The sequence below is a fragment of the Nocardioides marmorisolisilvae genome (assembly GCF_031656915.1).
GTDB lineage: Bacteria > Actinomycetota > Actinomycetes > Propionibacteriales > Nocardioidaceae > Marmoricola > Marmoricola terrisoli.
Genome location: NZ_CP134227.1, coordinates 2,619,025 through 2,634,569 on the forward strand (window position 1 = coordinate 2,619,025; position 15,545 = coordinate 2,634,569).

Consider the following 15,545-nt stretch of genomic DNA (forward strand, 5'->3'; position numbering starts at 1 on the left):
GTTTCCCCGGAGCCCCTTTCGATGGAGCCGCACTCACGCGTCGAAGGCCCTCGTGGGCTCGTCGATCGGGCCCGTGCCCGGAGCCTCCTTGGTCAGCACCGGACCCGGGTGGGTGGTGGCCTCGACCGGCTCGGAGGGGTCGGCCGCAGGGGGTGGCGGCGGCGTTCCGCCACTGTCACCACCCAGTGAGACCTCGCGCTGCTTGGACACGTAGACCGCCGCGGCGATCACCAGCACCGCCACCACCGCGATGATGATCCGCAGTACGTCGTGCTGGTTCTTGCCCACACTCATCGAGACGACCGCACTGGCGATCAGCAACGAGACCAGGTTCATCACCTTGATCAGCGGGTTGATCGCCGGTCCGGCGGTGTCCTTGAACGGGTCACCGACGGTGTCACCGATGATGGTGGCCTCGTGGGCGAGCGATCCCTTGCCGCCGTGGTGGCCGTCCTCGACCAGCTTCTTGGCGTTGTCCCAGGCCCCACCCGAGTTGGCCAGGAAGACCGCCATCAGGGTGCCGGTGCCGATGGCGCCGGCCAGGAAGCCGGCCAGCGGGGCCACACCCAGGCCGAAGCCGACGGCGATCGGCGCCAGGACCGCGAGCAGGCCCGGTGTGACCAGCTCACGCAGTGAGTCCCTGGTGACGATGTCGACGACCTTGCCGTACTCCGGTCGACCGGTGCCCTCCATGATCCCGGGGATCTCCTTGAACTGGCGACGCACCTCGTAGACCACGGCGCCCGCCGCCCGGGCGACGGCGTTGATCGCCAGCCCGGAGAACAGGAACACCACCGCGGCACCCAGCAGCACGCCGACCAGTACTCCCGGGTTGAACACGAAGAAGTCGAGCAGGGAGTTTCCACCCGCCCGAACCGTCTCGAGCTTGTCGAGCACCGAGGTCGCGTAGGAGCCGAACAGCGCGGTCGCCGCGAGCACGGCCGTGGCGATCGCGATGCCCTTGGTGATCGCCTTGGTCGTGTTGCCGACCGCGTCCAGCTCGGTCAGGATCTGGGCACCCTCGGGGCTGACGTCGCCCGACATCTCGGCGATTCCCTGGGCGTTGTCCGAGACCGGACCGAAGGTGTCCATCGCGACGATCACGCCGACCGTGGTGAGCAGGCCACATCCGGCCAGGGCGACCGCGAACAGCGACACCGTGAGCGATGCGCCCCCGAGGAGGAAGCCACCCCATACGGCGGCACCGATCACCAGCGTGGTGTAGACCGCCGACTCGAAGCCGACCGAGAGCCCCGAAAGGATGACCGTGGCCGCGCCGGTGAGGGAGGTCTTGCCGACGTCCTTCACGGGTCGGTACTCGGTGCCGGTGAAGTAACCGGTGAGGGCCAGGATCCCGGAGGCCATCACGATGCCGATCACGACGGCCGCCGAGGCGATCCAGCGCGGGTCGCCCTCGGCGCCGCCACTGGAGATCTGGTCCAGGGCGCTTGCGGTGACTCCGTTGAAGCCGGCGAACGACGACGGCAGGTAGATGAACGCCGCGATCACCGAGGCCACGCCGCCCACCGCTGCGGAGATGTAGAAGGCGCGGTTGATCGTCTTCAGACCGTTCTCACCGGGCCGCGGCTGGCAGAGGTAGACACCGAGCACGGCGGTCAGGGCACCGATCGCCGGGACCATCAGGGGGAACACCAGACCCTTGTCGCCGAACGCCTGGCTGCCGAGGATCAGCGCGGCGACCAGCGTCACTGCATACGACTCGAAGAGGTCGGCTGCCATGCCGGCGCAGTCGCCGACGTTGTCCCCCACGTTGTCCGCGATCGTCGCCGCGTTGCGGGGGTCGTCCTCGGGGATGTTGTTCTCGACCTTGCCGACCAGGTCAGCGCCCACGTCGGCGGCCTTGGTGAAGATGCCGCCGCCGACCCGCATGAACATCGCGAGCAGGGCGGCGCCGAAGCCGAATCCCTCGAGCACGTGCGGTGCCTCGTCGCCGAAGGCGACCACGACGATCGAGGCGCCGAGCAGGCCGAGACCTACGGTCAGCATGCCGACGGTTGCCCCGGTGCGGAATCCGATCTTCATCGCCGGGTCACGACCGCTCTCGTTGGCGGCAGCGGCGACCCGCAGGTTCGCCTTCACCGCCAGCGACATGCCGAGGTAGCCCACGGAGGCCGAGAAGCCGGCGCCGACCAGGAAGAAGATCGAACGGAAGATCCGTACCCAGACGTCGTCAGCGGGCAGGGCGAGCAGCAGCAGGAAGGCGATGACAGCGAAGACGCCGAGCGTCCGGAACTGTCGGGCGAGGTAGGCGCTCGCTCCCTCCTGCACCGCCTGGGCGATGTTCTGCATGTTCTCGGTGCCCTCGCCAGCGGTCAGGACCTCGGCCCGGAACATCGCGGCCATGCCGAGCGCAGCGAGTGCGATCAGGGCGACGATGATGACGAGGACGAGGTTTCCGCCGGTGAGGTGCACGATGTCGGGGATGGGCCCGGTCATGATTCTCCTCGGTGTGATGTGGCATACAACCGCCGCGGAGTCTACGCAGGCGTGACCGGCATCACGTCGGCGGGGTGGGCGGCCACCAGGGGCACGACACGCCGCCGATCAGGGGCGCTCAGGACCCGAGGGCAGCCGTCTCGGACTCGTGGATGGTGAACACCTTGGCCAGCCCGGTGATCCGGAAGATCTTCAGCAGCCTGTCCTGGTTGCAGATGAGTTCCATCGAGCCGTCGTGCGCGCGCACCTTCTTCAGCCCGCCGACCAGGACGCCGAGCCCCGTGGAGTCGAGGAAGTCCACACCGGCCATGTCGACGATCAGGTGGTAGTGACCGTCGGCCACCAGCTCCGAGATGCGCTCGCGCAGACGCGGCGCCGTGTAGACGTCGATCTCCCCTGCGACGGACACGATCGTGCGCCCGCTCGCCTCTCGTGATTCGAGGGAAAGGTCCACCATGTCTCCCGTGGGCTGAACCGGATCGTCCTACCGCGTCGTGCCGGGCACCGCTGGCGCCCCTCGCCATTGAACCATGACAGGGCGATGTGCCGGGAATGTCATCGACCAGCGGACCGACTGCGCCGCCGGCGGCGTCGGTGCCGAGTGCGAGACTCGTGCGGTGCCGATTCCGCCCGTCGACATCCTTGTCAGCCGGCTCACCGCCCGTCCTGACCGTGCCGACGCGCTGGTCCACCTCGAGGAGATCCCGGCGCGCGCGGCCCAGGTCGTGGACTGGCCCGGGTGGCTCAGCACCGACGTCCGGGAGTCCTTCGTCGGGGCCGGCATCACCCAGCCCTGGCGTCACCAGGTGGACGCGGCCGCTCTCGCCCGCGAGGGTCACCACGTCGTCGTCGCCACCGGGACGGCCTCGGGCAAGTCACTGGCCTATCTGATGCCGGCGCTGTCCGCGATCACCGGCAGTCGCGGGGACAAGGGGCAGCGCGGAGCGACGGCGCTGTACCTGTCCCCCACCAAGGCGCTCGCGCACGACCAGGCCGATGCGCTCGGTCGGCTCGCCGTACCGGGGCTGAGGATCTCGACCCATGACGGGGACTCGAGCAAGGAGCAGCGCCAGTGGACCCGTGACCACGCCGAGTACGTCCTGACCAACCCCGACATGCTGCATCACTCGCTGCTGCCCGGGCACGAGCGCTGGTCCGGGTTCTTCGCGGCGCTGCAGTACGTCGTCATCGACGAGGTGCACCACTACCGCGGCGTGTTCGGCTCCCACGTCGCCCAGGTCGTACGCCGACTCCGGAGGATCTGCGCGGCGCACGGATCTGACCCCACGTTCGTGCTCGCCTCGGCGACCGTCGCCGAACCGGCCGAGTCCGCGCGACGGCTCACCGGGCTGGACGTCACCGCGGTCGATCACGACGGCTCGCCGCACGGACGCTCGACGCTGCTGCTCTGGGAGCCGCCCTTCGTCGCCGGCGTCGGCGAGAACGGTGCTCCGGTACGCCGGTCCGCGACGGCCGAGGTGGCCGACCTGCTCACCGACCTGGTCGTCGAGCGGGTCCGGACGCTGGCCTTCGTCGCCTCGCGACGCGGCACCGAGACCATCGCGCGGACCAGTCGCCGGCAGCTGGCCGAGGTCGACGCATCGCTGAGCGGCCAGGTGGCGGCGTACCGCGGTGGCTACCTGCCCGAGGAGCGCCGCGAGCTGGAGGAGGCACTCCGCGACGGACGGCTCACCGGCGTCGCCAGTACCTCCGCACTCGAGCTCGGCGTGGACATCAGCGGGCTCGACGCTGTCCTGATGGCCGGGTTCCCGGGCACCCGCGCGGGCCTCTGGCAGCAACTCGGCCGGGCGGGTCGGGGCGGCGAGGAGTCGCTCGGGGTCCTGGTTGCCCGCGACGACCCGCTGGACACCTATCTGGTCCATCACCCTGAGGCCCTGCTCGGTCAACCCGTCGAGGCGTTCGTCCTGGACCCGGACAACCCCTACGTGCTCGGCCCCCACCTCTGCGCGGCCGCCGCTGAGATCCCGCTGACCGAGGACGGCCCTGCCGACCTCGCGATCTTCGGTCCGGGCGCCCGCGAGGCCGTGGACGCACTGACCGCGGCCGGTCTGCTGCGACGCCGGCCGCGGGGCTGGTTCTGGACCGACCGGAGCCGGGCCTCCGACCTCGCCGACATCCGCTCCTCGGGCGGGCCGCCGGTGCGGCTCGTCGAGGAGGCCACCGGGCGGGTGATCGGCACGGTCGACCACAGCGCCGCCCCGGGGACCGCCCACGAAGGGGCCGTCTATCTGCATCAGGGTGAGACGTGGCTCGTGACCGGCCTCGATCTCGACGAGTCGGTCGCGACGATCGTCGCTTCCGATCCGGGCCACACCACCTCGGCCCGCGAGATCACCGACATCACTGTGGTGGCCGAGCGGAGCGCGCTGGCCTGGTCGTCGGGCCGGCTGGCGTTCGGCGACGTGTGCGTCACCAGGCAGGTGGTCTCCTACCTGAAGCGCCGACAGCCGGGGAACGAGGTGATCGGAGAGGTCCCACTCGACTTGCCCGAGCAGGTGCTGCAGACCCGCGCGGTGTGGTGGACCGTCCCGCCCGACGTCTTGGAGCGGGCCGGACTGCAGGGCCGTGACCTGCCCGGCGCTGCGCACGCTGCCGAGCACGCGTCCATCGGACTGCTGCCGCTGTTCGCCACCTGCGACCGCTGGGACATCGGCGGGGTGTCCACGGCCCTGCACCCGGACACCGGCGAGCTCACCGTCTTCGTGTACGACGGGCACCCGGGCGGTGCGGGTTTCGCCGAGCGCGGCTTCGGATCCGCCAGGCGATGGCTGGCCGCCACCCGGGATGCCATCGCGGACTGCGGCTGCACGGACGGGTGCCCGTCGTGCGTCCAGTCGCCCAAGTGCGGCAACCAGAACAGCCCGCTGGACAAGGCTGGAGCGGTGCTTCTGCTCGACACCCTGCTGGGCTGATGCCCCCTTGGCCTCGGACCTGTGCGGCCGGTTCAGCCGGCGCCGCGACCGGCGCGCGCCCTGGCCGGGAGGGTCAACCCGGCACCGAACAGCCTCGCGGCCGCCACTCGTACCGTGACCACGACGTCGAGGCCGTCGACCCGGCAGGTCTCGATGCGCGCTCCGTTCGCCGACGCGATCCTGGCTGCGTCCGTGCACCCGTCCGTCCCTTCTTGAAGCGCACGAGCAGCGGCCAGCGCCGCAAGATCCGCCGCGGACTCGGCGCGGCGGTGCCCCGAGACGACGCTGGCCACCACGCAGCATGCGACGGTGAAGCAGACCAGCAGACCGACCAGAGCGATCCCGAAGACGGCTGCTGCACCGCGCTCGTCGTACCGATGAGCTGCGCCGGGTCCACCACGGAACCTCACGAGGGGCCTCCTGAGGTCTCCCGCGCCGCCACCGACTGGGCATGGACGTCGAACTCGGGCAGGAACGCGAACACACCGCGCGGTCCCCGGACCGGGGCTCGCACGGTCACCACCACGGTGCCGGTGCCGTTCTCCACCACCACCTTCGACCCGGTGGGTGCCACCCGGCGGGCGTAGCTGACGCCCGTGCTGGTGGTGTCGCCGCGCGCGATCACCCGAGCCGCCTCGCGGGCAGCGTCCTGCACCCGCACCTGCGCGACGCCGAGGCTGACCAGCCAGGCCATCCCGACGGTGAACACGGCGAGGATCGGCAGCACGACCGCCGTCTCGGCGGTGACTGCTCCGGACTCGCCCTTGGAAAACATCCCCACTCCTCGCTGCTGTTCTGTGACCGGCGCTCTGGGCCGGCTCCTTGTTTGGCAGAGCTCTTCTTGGGTCAGCCGCCGACCGCTCCTGGCCTCGCCGGCCGTGTGGTGCCGGTGGGGAGCCCTGCCCCGGAGCTCCCCACCGACGTCTCAGAAGGGCAGCAGGCCCTTGATGCCGGTCCAGATCCCCTTGAGGAACTGCTGGCCGAAGTCACTGGTCAGCAGTCGGAAGAGCACGCCCGCGATCCCGACCCCGGCGCCGGTGCAGACGGCGTACTCCGCGGTGGTGGCACCCTTCTCGTTGCGGACCGCGGCGAGCGACTTGTTGGTCATGGCTTCTCCTTGCGTCTTGGCCCCCGAGACCGTCCCGACGGCGATTTCTCCTTGCAGGGTTGAGGTTTCTCCGCGATCACCGCGCTCGCCACCGCCTCCTCGGAAGCAGTGGACAACTCCGCTGCGGGCTCTGGTGTGGATGGCAGACGGTCACCCGAACAGCCGCAACGAGGAGAAGATCCCCACCACCATCGGCACCACGCCGAGCAGGATGAACGCGGGCAGGAAGCACACGCCCAATGGAGCTGACGCCTTGACGTCGACACTGCGCGCTCGCTCCTCCACGGCGGCACGCCGTCGGGCGCGAAGCTCGTCTGCCAGGGCCTGGATGGAGCCGGCGACAGGGGTGCCGCTCTCCTGCGCACGCACCAGCGCACGGCCCAGCGGTCGGAGCTGATCGTGGTCACAGAGCTCGCGCCAGACCTGCACCGGGTCCTCACCGAGGGCCAGCCGATGATGCAGCAGACCGAACTCGTCGCCGAGCGGGCCGGGAATCGCGTCGGCCACCGTCCGCAGGGACGACGGGACCGCGGCGCCTGCGATCAGGCAGCTGCCAAGGAGCTGCACTCCCCAGGGCAGGTCGGCCTCGAGGCGCTCCCGCCGCCGACGACGGGTAGGACTCTCCGCCCTGCCCAGCACCCTCCACGAGACTCCGGCCGCCAGTGCGCCGACGGCCATCCCGGGGAGTCCGCCGAGGAACGCCCACCCAGCGACGAAGGCCAGCGCGGACAGCGGGATCCGGAGCCGCAGCAACAGGGAGGCCTGCTCGCGTTCCGCCTGCGGCAGCGCCGTCGAGACCACGACTCGAAGCCGGGCACTCGGACTGCAGAGCCACCAGACCGCTGATCCGAGGAGGACCGCCGCGAACAGCTGCATCATCGTCGCTCACCTGCCCAGGACTGCGTCGGCGATGCGCTCGAGCCACACCATTCCCAGGAAGCTGAGCAACAGGCCAGCCGACAGACACCCGAGACCCGCCGCGGTGTGCAGCAGGAACCCGACAGGGTCTCCGCCGACCCCGACCCCGAGGAGCAGCACCATCACCGGCAGGAGCGCCATCAGTCGCGCGGTCGACCTCGCCGCGGCCAGCTCCGCGGCCACGGTGCGACGGGTCTGGCGCTCCTCCCTGAGCGCCACCGCGGCCTGGGCGAGTGCGTCGGCCAGACCGGAGCCGGAGCGGTGTGCCACCTGCCAGGCCGCGGCCACCGCGCGCAGCTGGCTCGCCCCCGGCAGCGCGGCCAGCTCCCGGAGGACGGCGGGTACGTCGGCATCGAGCTCACCCGCGACCGCAACTGGTCCGAGCTCACGCCAGTCCTCGGCGGCCCGGCGAAGCGCGCTCAGTGCGGGCTGACCCCCCGCCAGCTCGGCCGCCATCGCTTCGCAGACGAGGAGCACCTGCTCCGCGCGCTCGTCGGCGGCACGCGCCTGCCGCCGACGCAGGACCAGCCGGACGGCCCCCCAGGCGAGGACCGCCGCGATGGCGCCGAGGACCAGGTCGGTGCCGCCCAGCAGCCACCACGCGAGGCCCACCACCGCCCCCACCAGCCCTCCCCACGCGCCGGGGTGGACCCTTGCGGACCGCCCGCGACCGGCGCTTCGCGCCGTCGCCCCGGCAGGAAAGGCCAACCAGACCGTGATCGCGGCCAATCCGGCGCCCGCCACCAGCGTGCTCATCGGAGCAGGACACCCAACCGATCGGCGCCGGCGCCTTCGTACTCGCGACCGGACGGATCGAACCTGACCGCCGACCGGACCTCGACCAGGCCATCGGCATCACGGGTCAGGACTCCCACCTCGGCGAGATAGCGGTGCCCGTGGTCGCGGCCCAGGTGGACGACGACGTCCACTGCCGATGCCAGCTGACTGTGGGCCGCCTCGCGGCCGAGGCCCGCCGCCAGCGCAAGGCCCTCGATCCGACTGGGTACGTCGGCGGCGGAGTTCGCGTGGACCGTGCCGCAGCCACCTTCGTGCCCGGTGTTCATGGCCGCCATCAGGTCCACCACCTCGCCGCCCCGCACCTCGCCCACCACGAGCCGGTCGGGGCGCATCCGCAGTGCCTGCCGGACCAGGACCTGCAACGGCACGGCACCGGCGCCCTCCACGTTGGCAGGCCGTGCCTCCAGTGAGACCACGTGGGGATGGTCCGGGCGCAGCTCGCTGGCGTCCTCCACCACGACCAACCGTTCACCCGGGTCGACCAGGCTGAGCAATGCGTTGAGCAGCGTGGTCTTGCCCGAGCCGGTGCCACCCGTGACGAGGTAGGCGCACCGCCGCTCGACGATCCTGCGCAACAGGGCCGCGCCCGTGTCCGAGAGCGCGCCAGCAGCGACCAGCTCGGCCAGGGTGAACACGCGGGCGCGCGGCACCCGCAGGCTGAGGGTCGTGCCCGGCCGGGCCAGGGGCGCCAGCACGGCATGGAACCGGGTGCCGTCGTCGAGCCGGAGGTCGACGAACGGGGACGCATCGTCGAGCCTGCGACCGACCGAGGCGGCGAGTCGCTGTGCCAGCCGGCGTACCGCCTCGTCATCGGGGAAGGTGACCGCGCAGCGCTCCAGACCGGCCCCGCGGTCCATCCAGACCTGGTCGGGACCGTTCACCAGGACGTCGGTGACTCCGGATGTCCGCAGCAGCGGCTCGAGGGGCCCGGCGCCGATCACCTCCCGGCGCAGCGCATCGTGCACGGCGAGCACGGCGCGGTCCCCGACCGGCCGACCCTGGTCACGCAGGGCGCGGGCGACGTACTCCGGGGTCAGCGCCATGCCGTCGCGGGCCAGGCGCGTGCGGACCTGTTCGAGGATGTGGCGGTCGACCTCTACGGCCGGTGTCCCGGTCATGCTGCCGCCGCGTCCTCGAGCAGGACCGGCAGACACCGCCGCGCAGCACGTGCCAGCGTTCCGCGCCGTGACCGCAGCGGGCCGGCGCCCAGGTTGATGGCCTCGTCCAAGCCGCGCTGATCCGTCATCGCGTGCAGCAGAGGCACGCCGAGCAGCCGGCTCACCTCGCTGGGCGCGAGGTTGCCGGCGCCCCCACGGGTCACCAGGCCGGTCGGCACGGTCTGCGGCAGTCGAGCCGCCACCCGGGACGCTGCCGTGACCGCCGGCAGGGTGAGCGTCGAGACCAGCACCAATCGGTCGCACCGGGCAAGGGCCTGCTCGATGGCCGCATCCCCGGACCGCGGGAGGTCGAGCACGACGCAGCCGAACCCGCGACGGGCGGCAGAGAGGATCTCCCGGACCGCGAACCCCGGCAGCGTCTCCGGCCGGCGGGTGGGGAAGGCGAGCACGGACAGGTCGTCCGCGCGCGGCAGCGCTTCGCGCAGCGAGCGTGCACTCAGCCGGCCGGTGGCGGCCATCATCGCGTCCCACCTGATGCCGGAGCTCGACTCGACGCCCAGCACCCGGTCGACGCCCGCGCCGAGGAGGTCGAGGTCGACGAGGAGCGTGGGCGTGACGGCCGCTGCGCACCGGGCCAGAGCCGTGGCGAACACGGTGGCACCGACCCCGCCGGCACCGCCGACGACGCCGATCACCACCCCCGGCGTCGAGAGTCCGTCCGCGGCGTCGGTCAGCAGCTCGACCAGCCACTCCTGCGAGCTCGGCAGCTCCGTCACCGACTCCGCGCCGATGTGGACGGCATGCCGGAAGGCGTCGTTGCCGATCGACCCATGGCCCACCACGTGCACCTGCTCGCGGCGAGCGGGCCGACCCGCCGCACACGCGCTAGCCAGGTCGACACCGACCAGCAGCACCGACGCGGTGGCCCAGGTCCTCGCCGCGGCCGCGAGGTCGGCGACCACCGTCACCGAGACACCGGCGGCGGCAGCCAGCCGACGGACCTCGGCGACGAGCAGCTCGTCGGTGGACAGCAGCACCGGGGCCGTCTGCCCGGTGGAGGTGAGGGGGGTGTCGGCGATCTCCATGCGGTCACGATCCGGGAGGCCGCCGTGGCCGTACGAGCACGAGGCGGCGTGCTGTGGACAACCTGCGACCGGTGCAGGCTGTGGACCGGAAACGGCCGGTCGTGGGGATCCGCCCCGCATAGGCTGGCGACATGTCCCCCGTGGCCCGGCCGACGGCAGCGTTCTTCGACCTCGACAAGACGATCATCGCCAAGTCGAGCACGCTGGCGTTCAGCCGTGAGTTCCAGGCCGGCGGACTGATCACCCGGGGTGCCGTGCTGCGCAGCGCCTACGCCCAGTTCGTCTATCTCGTCGGCGGCGCCGACCACGACCAGATGGAGAAGATGCGGCAGTTCATGTCGCAGCTGTGCGCCGGATGGGATGTGCAGACGGTCCGTGAGATCGTCGCCGACACGTTGCACCACACGGTCGACCCCCTGGTGTACGACGAGGCCGTCAGCCTGATCGAGCAGCATCATGCAGCCGGCCGGGACGTGATCATCGTGTCGACGAGCGGCTCCGAGGTGGTCGAGCCCATCGGCGAGATGCTCGGCGCGGACCACGTCGTCGCGACCCGGATGGCGGTCGAGGGCGGCAAGTACACCGGCGAGATCCGCTTCTACGCCTACGCGGAGAACAAGGCCAAGGCGATCACCGACCTGGCCCGCAAGCGCGGCTACGACCTCGCCCGCAGCTACGCCTACAGCGACTCGATCACCGACGTGACGATGCTGGAGGCGGTCGGCCACCCGCACGCGGTCAACCCCGACAAGGACCTCCGCAAGATCGCGCGTGAGCGCGGCTGGCCGGTGCTCGTCTTCGAGAAGCCGGTGGCGCTGCGGTCCCGGATGCGGTTGCCACCGGCGAAGCCGACGTTGGCCGCCCTGGCGCTCGGCGGCCTGGCCGCGTTCGCCGCCACCGCCTGGGTTCGAGCTCGCCGGCTCCGGCACGCCGCCTGATCCGCCCGAGGCCGCAATGTCAACCCTTGTAAGGCCACGGGGTGCGGCGTACAAAGGAGACAACAACTCCAGACCAGCACATGAACCGGGTACCCACGCGGCGATCTACCCTTCCTACAGGGCGTTTGCTCATCGGGACACTCCCGAGGCGACAGTTGGATTCGTGCACGCCTGGTAGCCGTCGGTTCGTGTGTGAGAGCGGCATCGACGCCAACCGGACGGGTTGACCTCGGTGCCGCTCATCTGTGCGGTCGAGGGCTGGCTCAGCCGTTCAGCGGGCTCGCCTCGGCACCTCGGGAGTAGGCCTCGGCGGCATAGAGGAGCCAGGAGTGCAGTCCGGCGCGACCGCCCCTGCTGTAGCCGCGTAGGTTCGACTCGTACGCCGCACGCAGCGCCAGGTGCCCGGCCTCCGGCACGGTCAGCGAGGCCTGGTCGACCCCTCGGGCGACCAGCAGCAGTCGCTCGATCGCGCGGGCGACCACACCGTTATGGGAGGCGAAGGGCGCCACCGTGACCAGTTCGGCGTGCACCAGGGCAGCCAGCATCAGGGCGGGCACCTCGGTGGTGAGGATGGTGCGGGACAGCGTGGCGAGCCGCGCGGCGGCCTCCGCGTCGACGGGTCGGCCGAGGGCGTCGTCACCGACCACGCCCTTGCCGGCGAGCGTGTGTACCCGCGCGAAGGCCTGCAGCGGAGAGGACGTGATCACCGGCACGAGCCCGAGCAGCTCGGTGCTGATCCGCACCGCCGCGGCCGCGGTCTCGTCCAGGTCGCCTGCGCGCACCGAGTCCAGCGACGACTCCGACCCCTCGAGGACCGCGCTCGCGTGAGCGCCACGAAGCAACGACTCGCCTGTCTGCTCGGGTCGGGTACGGCGCAGCCCGCGGTCGCGCAGCAGCACGTCGATCCCGTCCCGGCTGCCGGCGTACGCCGAGGGCACGCCCTCCAGGGAGGTCAACCAGGCAAGGGGATCCGACGTCGTGGGCACGCCGCAAGGCTAACCGAGCCCTCGCGGGGTAGTTTCGTCGTGATGAACGCCGAGACCCCCGACCACGCGCTCTCCTTCGGTGCCGTGGCGGACGCCTACGACCGTGCACGGCCGTCGTACCCGGCGGAGGCCGCTCGGTGGCTGACCGGCAACGGCAAACTCACCGTCCTCGAGCTCGGGGCCGGCACCGGCAAGCTGACCGAGGTGCTGGTCGGAGCCGGGCACAGGGTCATCGCGACCGACCCGCTGCCCGAGATGCTCACCCGGCTGCGGGCACGGGTGGTCCCGTTCGCGATCGGCGTCTCCGGCGCGGAGGCCATTCCGTCACCGAGCCGCTCAGTTGACGTGGTGGTCTGCGCCCAGTCGTTCCATTGGTTCGACCATGCTCGTGCGCTTCCGGAGATCGCGCGGGTGCTGCGCCCCGGTGGCGTCCTCGCCCTGGTGTGGAACCAGCGCGACGAGGGCATCCCGTGGGTCAAGAGGCTCGGCCGGATCATCGGCACCGAGGGACAGGACGAGGACCTGGTCAAGCCGATCCGCGACTCGGCACTGTTCGGCTTCATCGAGGAGGCGAAGTTCCGGACCTGGCAGCGCCTCGACCGCGACAGCCTCCTCGACCTGGTCCGCTCGCGGTCCTACGTGGCCACGCTCGACGACGACGCCCGCCTCGCGGTGCTGGCCAAGGTCCTGGAGCTGTACGACGACTACGGCCGCGGCCATGACGGCATGCTGCTCCCCTACGTGACCCGCTGCTTCCGGGCCACCGTCCAGCACCCACCGGACCCGCCGCCGCGGCCGGAGCGCTCCACCGAGCACGCCTTCGAGGCCACCGGCGTCGAGGAGACCGAGCCGCCCGAGCCCCCGGAGCCGCCCGAGGATCCGGGCACGCTGCTGATCGACTTCCACTGATCGATCGACGGCGGCGGCACCTTCCTGTCAGGGCGGGGCGTTGCGGGCGATGACATCGGCGTACCAGCGAGCGGAGTCCTTGGGAGTGCGGGACAGGGTGTCGAAGTCGACGTGCACGATCCCAAAGCGCTTGTCGTAGCCCCACGCCCACTCGAAGTTGTCCAGCAGCGTCCAGAGGTAGTAGCCGCGGACGTCGGCACCGGCCTCGATCGCGTCCCGGACGGCGGTCAGGTGCTGGTGCAGGTAGTCGATCCGATCCAGGTCATGGACGACGCCCTGACCGTCGGGGAGGTCCGCGCAGGCGGTGCCGTTCTCGGTGACCATCATCGGGATGCCGTGGTCACGCTGCACCCGGAGCAGCAGGTCGGTCAGCCCGGACGCCTGGATCGGCCAGCCCATCACCGTGTGCGGACCAGGGATGTCCACGAAGCAGGCGCGGTCCGTCCCCGGGTAGGGCGCCAGCCCGGCGGCGGGGGCGCAGATCCGGACCGGGTTGTAGAAGTTCACCCCGAGGAAGTCCAGCGGCTGACAGATGACCTCGGCGTCCCCGTCGGCGACGAACGACCAGTCGGTGAGGTGCGCGGTCTGCTCCAGCAGCTCGAGCGGGTAGCCGCCACGCAGCATCGGGTCGAGGAAGATCCGGTTGGCCACGAGGTCGGCGTGCGCAGCGGCGGCGAGGTCCTCGGGCCGGTCGGAGGCGGCCTGCACCTGCTGCAGGTTCAGGGTCACCGACACCTCGGCACCGGCCGGGAGCGTCGAGCGCAGCGCGGCGGCGGCGCGTCCGTGTGCCAGGTTGAGGTGGTGCGCGGCGCGGTAGGCGAGCGGGCTGCTGGTGCGTCCCGGCGCGTGCTCGCCCTTCGCGTAGCCGAGGTACGCCGAGCACCACGGCTCGTTCAGGGTGGTGATGGCCGGCACCCGGTCGCCCAGCTGCTTGCCGACCACGACCGCGAAGTCGGCGAACCGGTCGGCGATGTCCCGATCGAGCCAGCCCCCGGCCTCGCCTACGTCGAGTGCCTGCGGCAGATCCCAGTGATAGAGCGTGAGCAGCGGGTCGATGCCGCGCTCCAGCATCCCGTCGACGAGCCGGTCGTAGAAGTCGAGCCCGGCCTGGTTGACCGTGCGGCCATCCGGCATCACCCGTGGCCAGGCGACAGAGAACCGGTAGGCGGGGATGCCGAGGCTGCGGATCAGGTCGAGGTCCTCGGCCCAGCGGTGGTAGTGGTCGCAGGCCACGTCGCCGTCGTCGTCGCCATCGATGCGACCCGGCGTGTGGGAGAAGGTGTCCCAGATGCTGGGTCCCCGACCGTCGGCCGCCACCGCGCCCTCGATCTGGTACGACGCCGAGGCGACGCCCCATCGGAAGCCCTCTGGAAAGCTCGATGTCATCCCTTGACCGCTCCCTGCATGATTCCGCCGACGATCTGCCGGCCGAGAAGTGCGAAGACGACCAGCACCGGCACCGTCCCGTAGAGGGTGCCGGCCATGATGATCGACTGCTGGGGCGCATAGCCGGTGGCCAGGCTCTGGAACGAGACCTGCACGGTCGGGTTCTGCGAGCTCAGCACGATGATCGGCCAGAAGAAGTCGTTCCACGACATCAGGAACGTCAGCATCCCCAGCACGGCCATCGCAGGCCGCACCGCCGGCACGACGATGGACCGGAAGATCCGGAAGGGTCCGGCGCCGTCCATGTAGCCGGCCTCGATGAGCTCGTCCGGAACCGCGCTGGCGACGTACTGCCTCATGAAGAACACCCCGAACGCGGTGACCAGGGTCGGCAGGATCACCGCGGAGAGGTGGCCCGCCATGCCGAGCTTGCTCATCAGCATGTAGAGCGGGATCACGCCCATCTGGGTAGGCACCATCATCGTCGCGATGCAGACCGCGAGCAGCACCTTCGACCCGCGGAAGCGCAGCTTGGCGAACGCGAAGCCGGCCAGGGTGCACAGCGCCACCGTGCCGGCGGTGACGCAACCGGAGACGATCACCGAGTTGATGAGCCCCTGGTTCAGCGGCGCGAGGCTCAGCGCCAGCCTGATGTTGTGCCAGATCGAGCCGTTGGGCAGCCACGGCGGGTTGGCTGCCGCCATCTCGGCGTTGGTGTGCGAGGCCATCACGATCGTGTAGTAGAGCGGGAAGACCGAGACCACCGTGACGATGCCGACGAGCAGATAGGTGACCCAACCCGCCTTCAGCTGCTGTCCCGCAGCAGTACGGCGGCGACGTCGCGGCACCACCAGGGCCGTGGTCATCTCGGGGGTCACCCCTTGCGCGCTCATCGGGGCCCCCGTCCTG

Annotated in this window: 15 protein-coding genes; 3 read left to right on the forward strand and 12 right to left on the reverse strand. The window is 71.1% G+C overall.

Annotated elements, in window-relative coordinates; genetic code table 11:
* Positions 1-33: 33 nt before the first annotated feature.
* Positions 34-2,457, reverse strand: coding sequence for a sodium-translocating pyrophosphatase (locus Q9R13_RS12525; protein ID WP_310961514.1), 2,424 nt, complete (start codon positions 2,455-2,457; stop codon positions 34-36).
* Between the two features lie 118 nt (positions 2,458-2,575).
* Positions 2,576-2,914 (reverse strand): STAS domain-containing protein, encoded by a 339-nt coding sequence (locus Q9R13_RS12530; RefSeq protein ID WP_458295149.1) that lies wholly within the window; start codon positions 2,912-2,914, stop codon positions 2,576-2,578.
* Positions 2,915-3,074: 160 nt separating this feature from the next.
* Between Q9R13_RS12530 and Q9R13_RS12535 the strand changes: the two genes are divergently transcribed.
* The gene (locus tag Q9R13_RS12535) at positions 3,075-5,390 is read left to right on the forward strand and encodes a DEAD/DEAH box helicase (RefSeq protein ID WP_310961515.1); all 2,316 of its coding nucleotides are present in this window, start codon (positions 3,075-3,077) and stop codon (positions 5,388-5,390) included.
* A 32-nt stretch (positions 5,391-5,422) separates the two neighbouring features.
* Here the strand turns inward: Q9R13_RS12535 and Q9R13_RS12540 are convergent, their stop codons facing one another.
* The 7 genes from Q9R13_RS12540 to ssd form a co-directional block, all read right to left on the reverse strand.
* Positions 5,423-5,800 (reverse strand): Rv3654c family TadE-like protein, encoded by a 378-nt coding sequence (locus tag Q9R13_RS12540; RefSeq protein ID WP_310961516.1) that lies wholly within the window; start codon positions 5,798-5,800, stop codon positions 5,423-5,425.
* Positions 5,797-6,165, reverse strand: a complete 369-nt coding sequence (locus Q9R13_RS12545; RefSeq protein WP_310961517.1) for a pilus assembly protein — start codon at positions 6,163-6,165, stop codon at positions 5,797-5,799. The genes Q9R13_RS12540 and Q9R13_RS12545 overlap by 4 nt, the downstream gene beginning before the upstream one ends.
* 150 nt (positions 6,166-6,315) lie before the next feature.
* A complete protein-coding gene (locus tag Q9R13_RS12550; RefSeq protein ID WP_310961518.1) occupies positions 6,316-6,498 on the reverse strand; it encodes a DUF4244 domain-containing protein in 183 nt (60 codons plus the stop codon).
* A 150-nt stretch (positions 6,499-6,648) separates the two neighbouring features.
* Positions 6,649-7,377 carry a type II secretion system F family protein gene (locus Q9R13_RS12555; RefSeq protein ID WP_310961519.1) on the reverse strand — a complete coding sequence of 243 codons (729 nt, stop codon included), beginning with the start codon at positions 7,375-7,377 and terminating at the stop codon, positions 6,649-6,651.
* A 6-nt stretch (positions 7,378-7,383) separates the two neighbouring features.
* Entirely contained in the window at positions 7,384-8,172 is a 789-nt protein-coding gene (locus tag Q9R13_RS12560) for a type II secretion system F family protein (RefSeq protein ID WP_310961520.1), read from the reverse strand.
* Positions 8,169-9,332: a TadA family conjugal transfer-associated ATPase gene (locus tag Q9R13_RS12565; protein WP_310961521.1), complete on the reverse strand. Its 1,164-nt coding sequence runs from the start codon at positions 9,330-9,332 to the stop codon at positions 8,169-8,171. The genes Q9R13_RS12560 and Q9R13_RS12565 overlap by 4 nt, the downstream gene beginning before the upstream one ends.
* Positions 9,329-10,417, reverse strand: coding sequence for a septum site-determining protein Ssd (gene ssd / locus Q9R13_RS12570; protein ID WP_310961522.1), 1,089 nt, complete (start codon positions 10,415-10,417; stop codon positions 9,329-9,331). The genes Q9R13_RS12565 and ssd overlap by 4 nt, the downstream gene beginning before the upstream one ends.
* A 131-nt stretch (positions 10,418-10,548) precedes the next feature.
* On the opposite strand from ssd, the gene Q9R13_RS12575 reads away from it, so the two are divergent.
* A complete protein-coding gene (locus Q9R13_RS12575) occupies positions 10,549-11,355 on the forward strand; it encodes an HAD family hydrolase (protein ID WP_310961523.1) in 807 nt (268 codons plus the stop codon).
* A gap of 263 nt (positions 11,356-11,618) precedes the next feature.
* Here Q9R13_RS12575 and Q9R13_RS12580 read toward each other — a convergent pair whose 3' ends face one another.
* Entirely contained in the window at positions 11,619-12,341 is a 723-nt protein-coding gene (locus Q9R13_RS12580; protein ID WP_310961524.1) for a Fic family protein, read from the reverse strand.
* A gap of 42 nt (positions 12,342-12,383) precedes the next feature.
* Between Q9R13_RS12580 and Q9R13_RS12585 the strand changes: the two genes are divergently transcribed.
* Positions 12,384-13,250, forward strand: a complete 867-nt coding sequence (locus tag Q9R13_RS12585) for a class I SAM-dependent methyltransferase (protein ID WP_310961525.1) — start codon at positions 12,384-12,386, stop codon at positions 13,248-13,250.
* A gap of 27 nt (positions 13,251-13,277) precedes the next feature.
* On the opposite strand, the gene Q9R13_RS12590 is transcribed toward Q9R13_RS12585, so the two are convergent.
* Entirely contained in the window at positions 13,278-14,636 is a 1,359-nt protein-coding gene (locus tag Q9R13_RS12590; RefSeq protein ID WP_310961526.1) for a GH1 family beta-glucosidase, read from the reverse strand.
* The gene (locus Q9R13_RS12595; RefSeq protein WP_310961527.1) at positions 14,633-15,529 is read right to left on the reverse strand and encodes a carbohydrate ABC transporter permease; all 897 of its coding nucleotides are present in this window, start codon (positions 15,527-15,529) and stop codon (positions 14,633-14,635) included. The genes Q9R13_RS12590 and Q9R13_RS12595 overlap by 4 nt, the downstream gene beginning before the upstream one ends.
* Positions 15,530-15,545: the final 16 nt, after the last annotated feature.

Excerpts from the sequence above, each read along its gene's own strand:
- Q9R13_RS12530 (WP_458295149.1), bottom strand. The coding sequence starts at position 2,914 with ATGGTGGACCTTTCCCTCGAATCACGAGAGGCGAGCGGGCGCACGATC.
- Q9R13_RS12545 (WP_310961517.1), bottom strand. The coding sequence starts at position 6,165 with ATGTTTTCCAAGGGCGAGTCCGGAGCAGTCACCGCCGAGACGGCGGTC.
- Q9R13_RS12565 (WP_310961521.1), bottom strand. The coding sequence starts at position 9,332 with ATGACCGGGACACCGGCCGTAGAGGTCGACCGCCACATCCTCGAACAG.
- ssd (WP_310961522.1), bottom strand. The coding sequence starts at position 10,417 with ATGGAGATCGCCGACACCCCCCTCACCTCCACCGGGCAGACGGCCCCG.
- Q9R13_RS12550 (WP_310961518.1), bottom strand. The coding sequence starts at position 6,498 with ATGACCAACAAGTCGCTCGCCGCGGTCCGCAACGAGAAGGGTGCCACC.
- Q9R13_RS12590 (WP_310961526.1), bottom strand. The coding sequence starts at position 14,636 with ATGACATCGAGCTTTCCAGAGGGCTTCCGATGGGGCGTCGCCTCGGCG.
- Q9R13_RS12575 (WP_310961523.1), top strand. The coding sequence starts at position 10,549 with ATGTCCCCCGTGGCCCGGCCGACGGCAGCGTTCTTCGACCTCGACAAG.
- Q9R13_RS12585 (WP_310961525.1), top strand. The coding sequence starts at position 12,384 with ATGAACGCCGAGACCCCCGACCACGCGCTCTCCTTCGGTGCCGTGGCG.
- Q9R13_RS12560 (WP_310961520.1), bottom strand. The coding sequence starts at position 8,172 with ATGAGCACGCTGGTGGCGGGCGCCGGATTGGCCGCGATCACGGTCTGG.
- Q9R13_RS12525 (WP_310961514.1), bottom strand. The coding sequence starts at position 2,457 with ATGACCGGGCCCATCCCCGACATCGTGCACCTCACCGGCGGAAACCTC.
- Q9R13_RS12555 (WP_310961519.1), bottom strand. The coding sequence starts at position 7,377 with ATGATGCAGCTGTTCGCGGCGGTCCTCCTCGGATCAGCGGTCTGGTGG.
- Q9R13_RS12595 (WP_310961527.1), bottom strand. The coding sequence starts at position 15,529 with ATGAGCGCGCAAGGGGTGACCCCCGAGATGACCACGGCCCTGGTGGTG.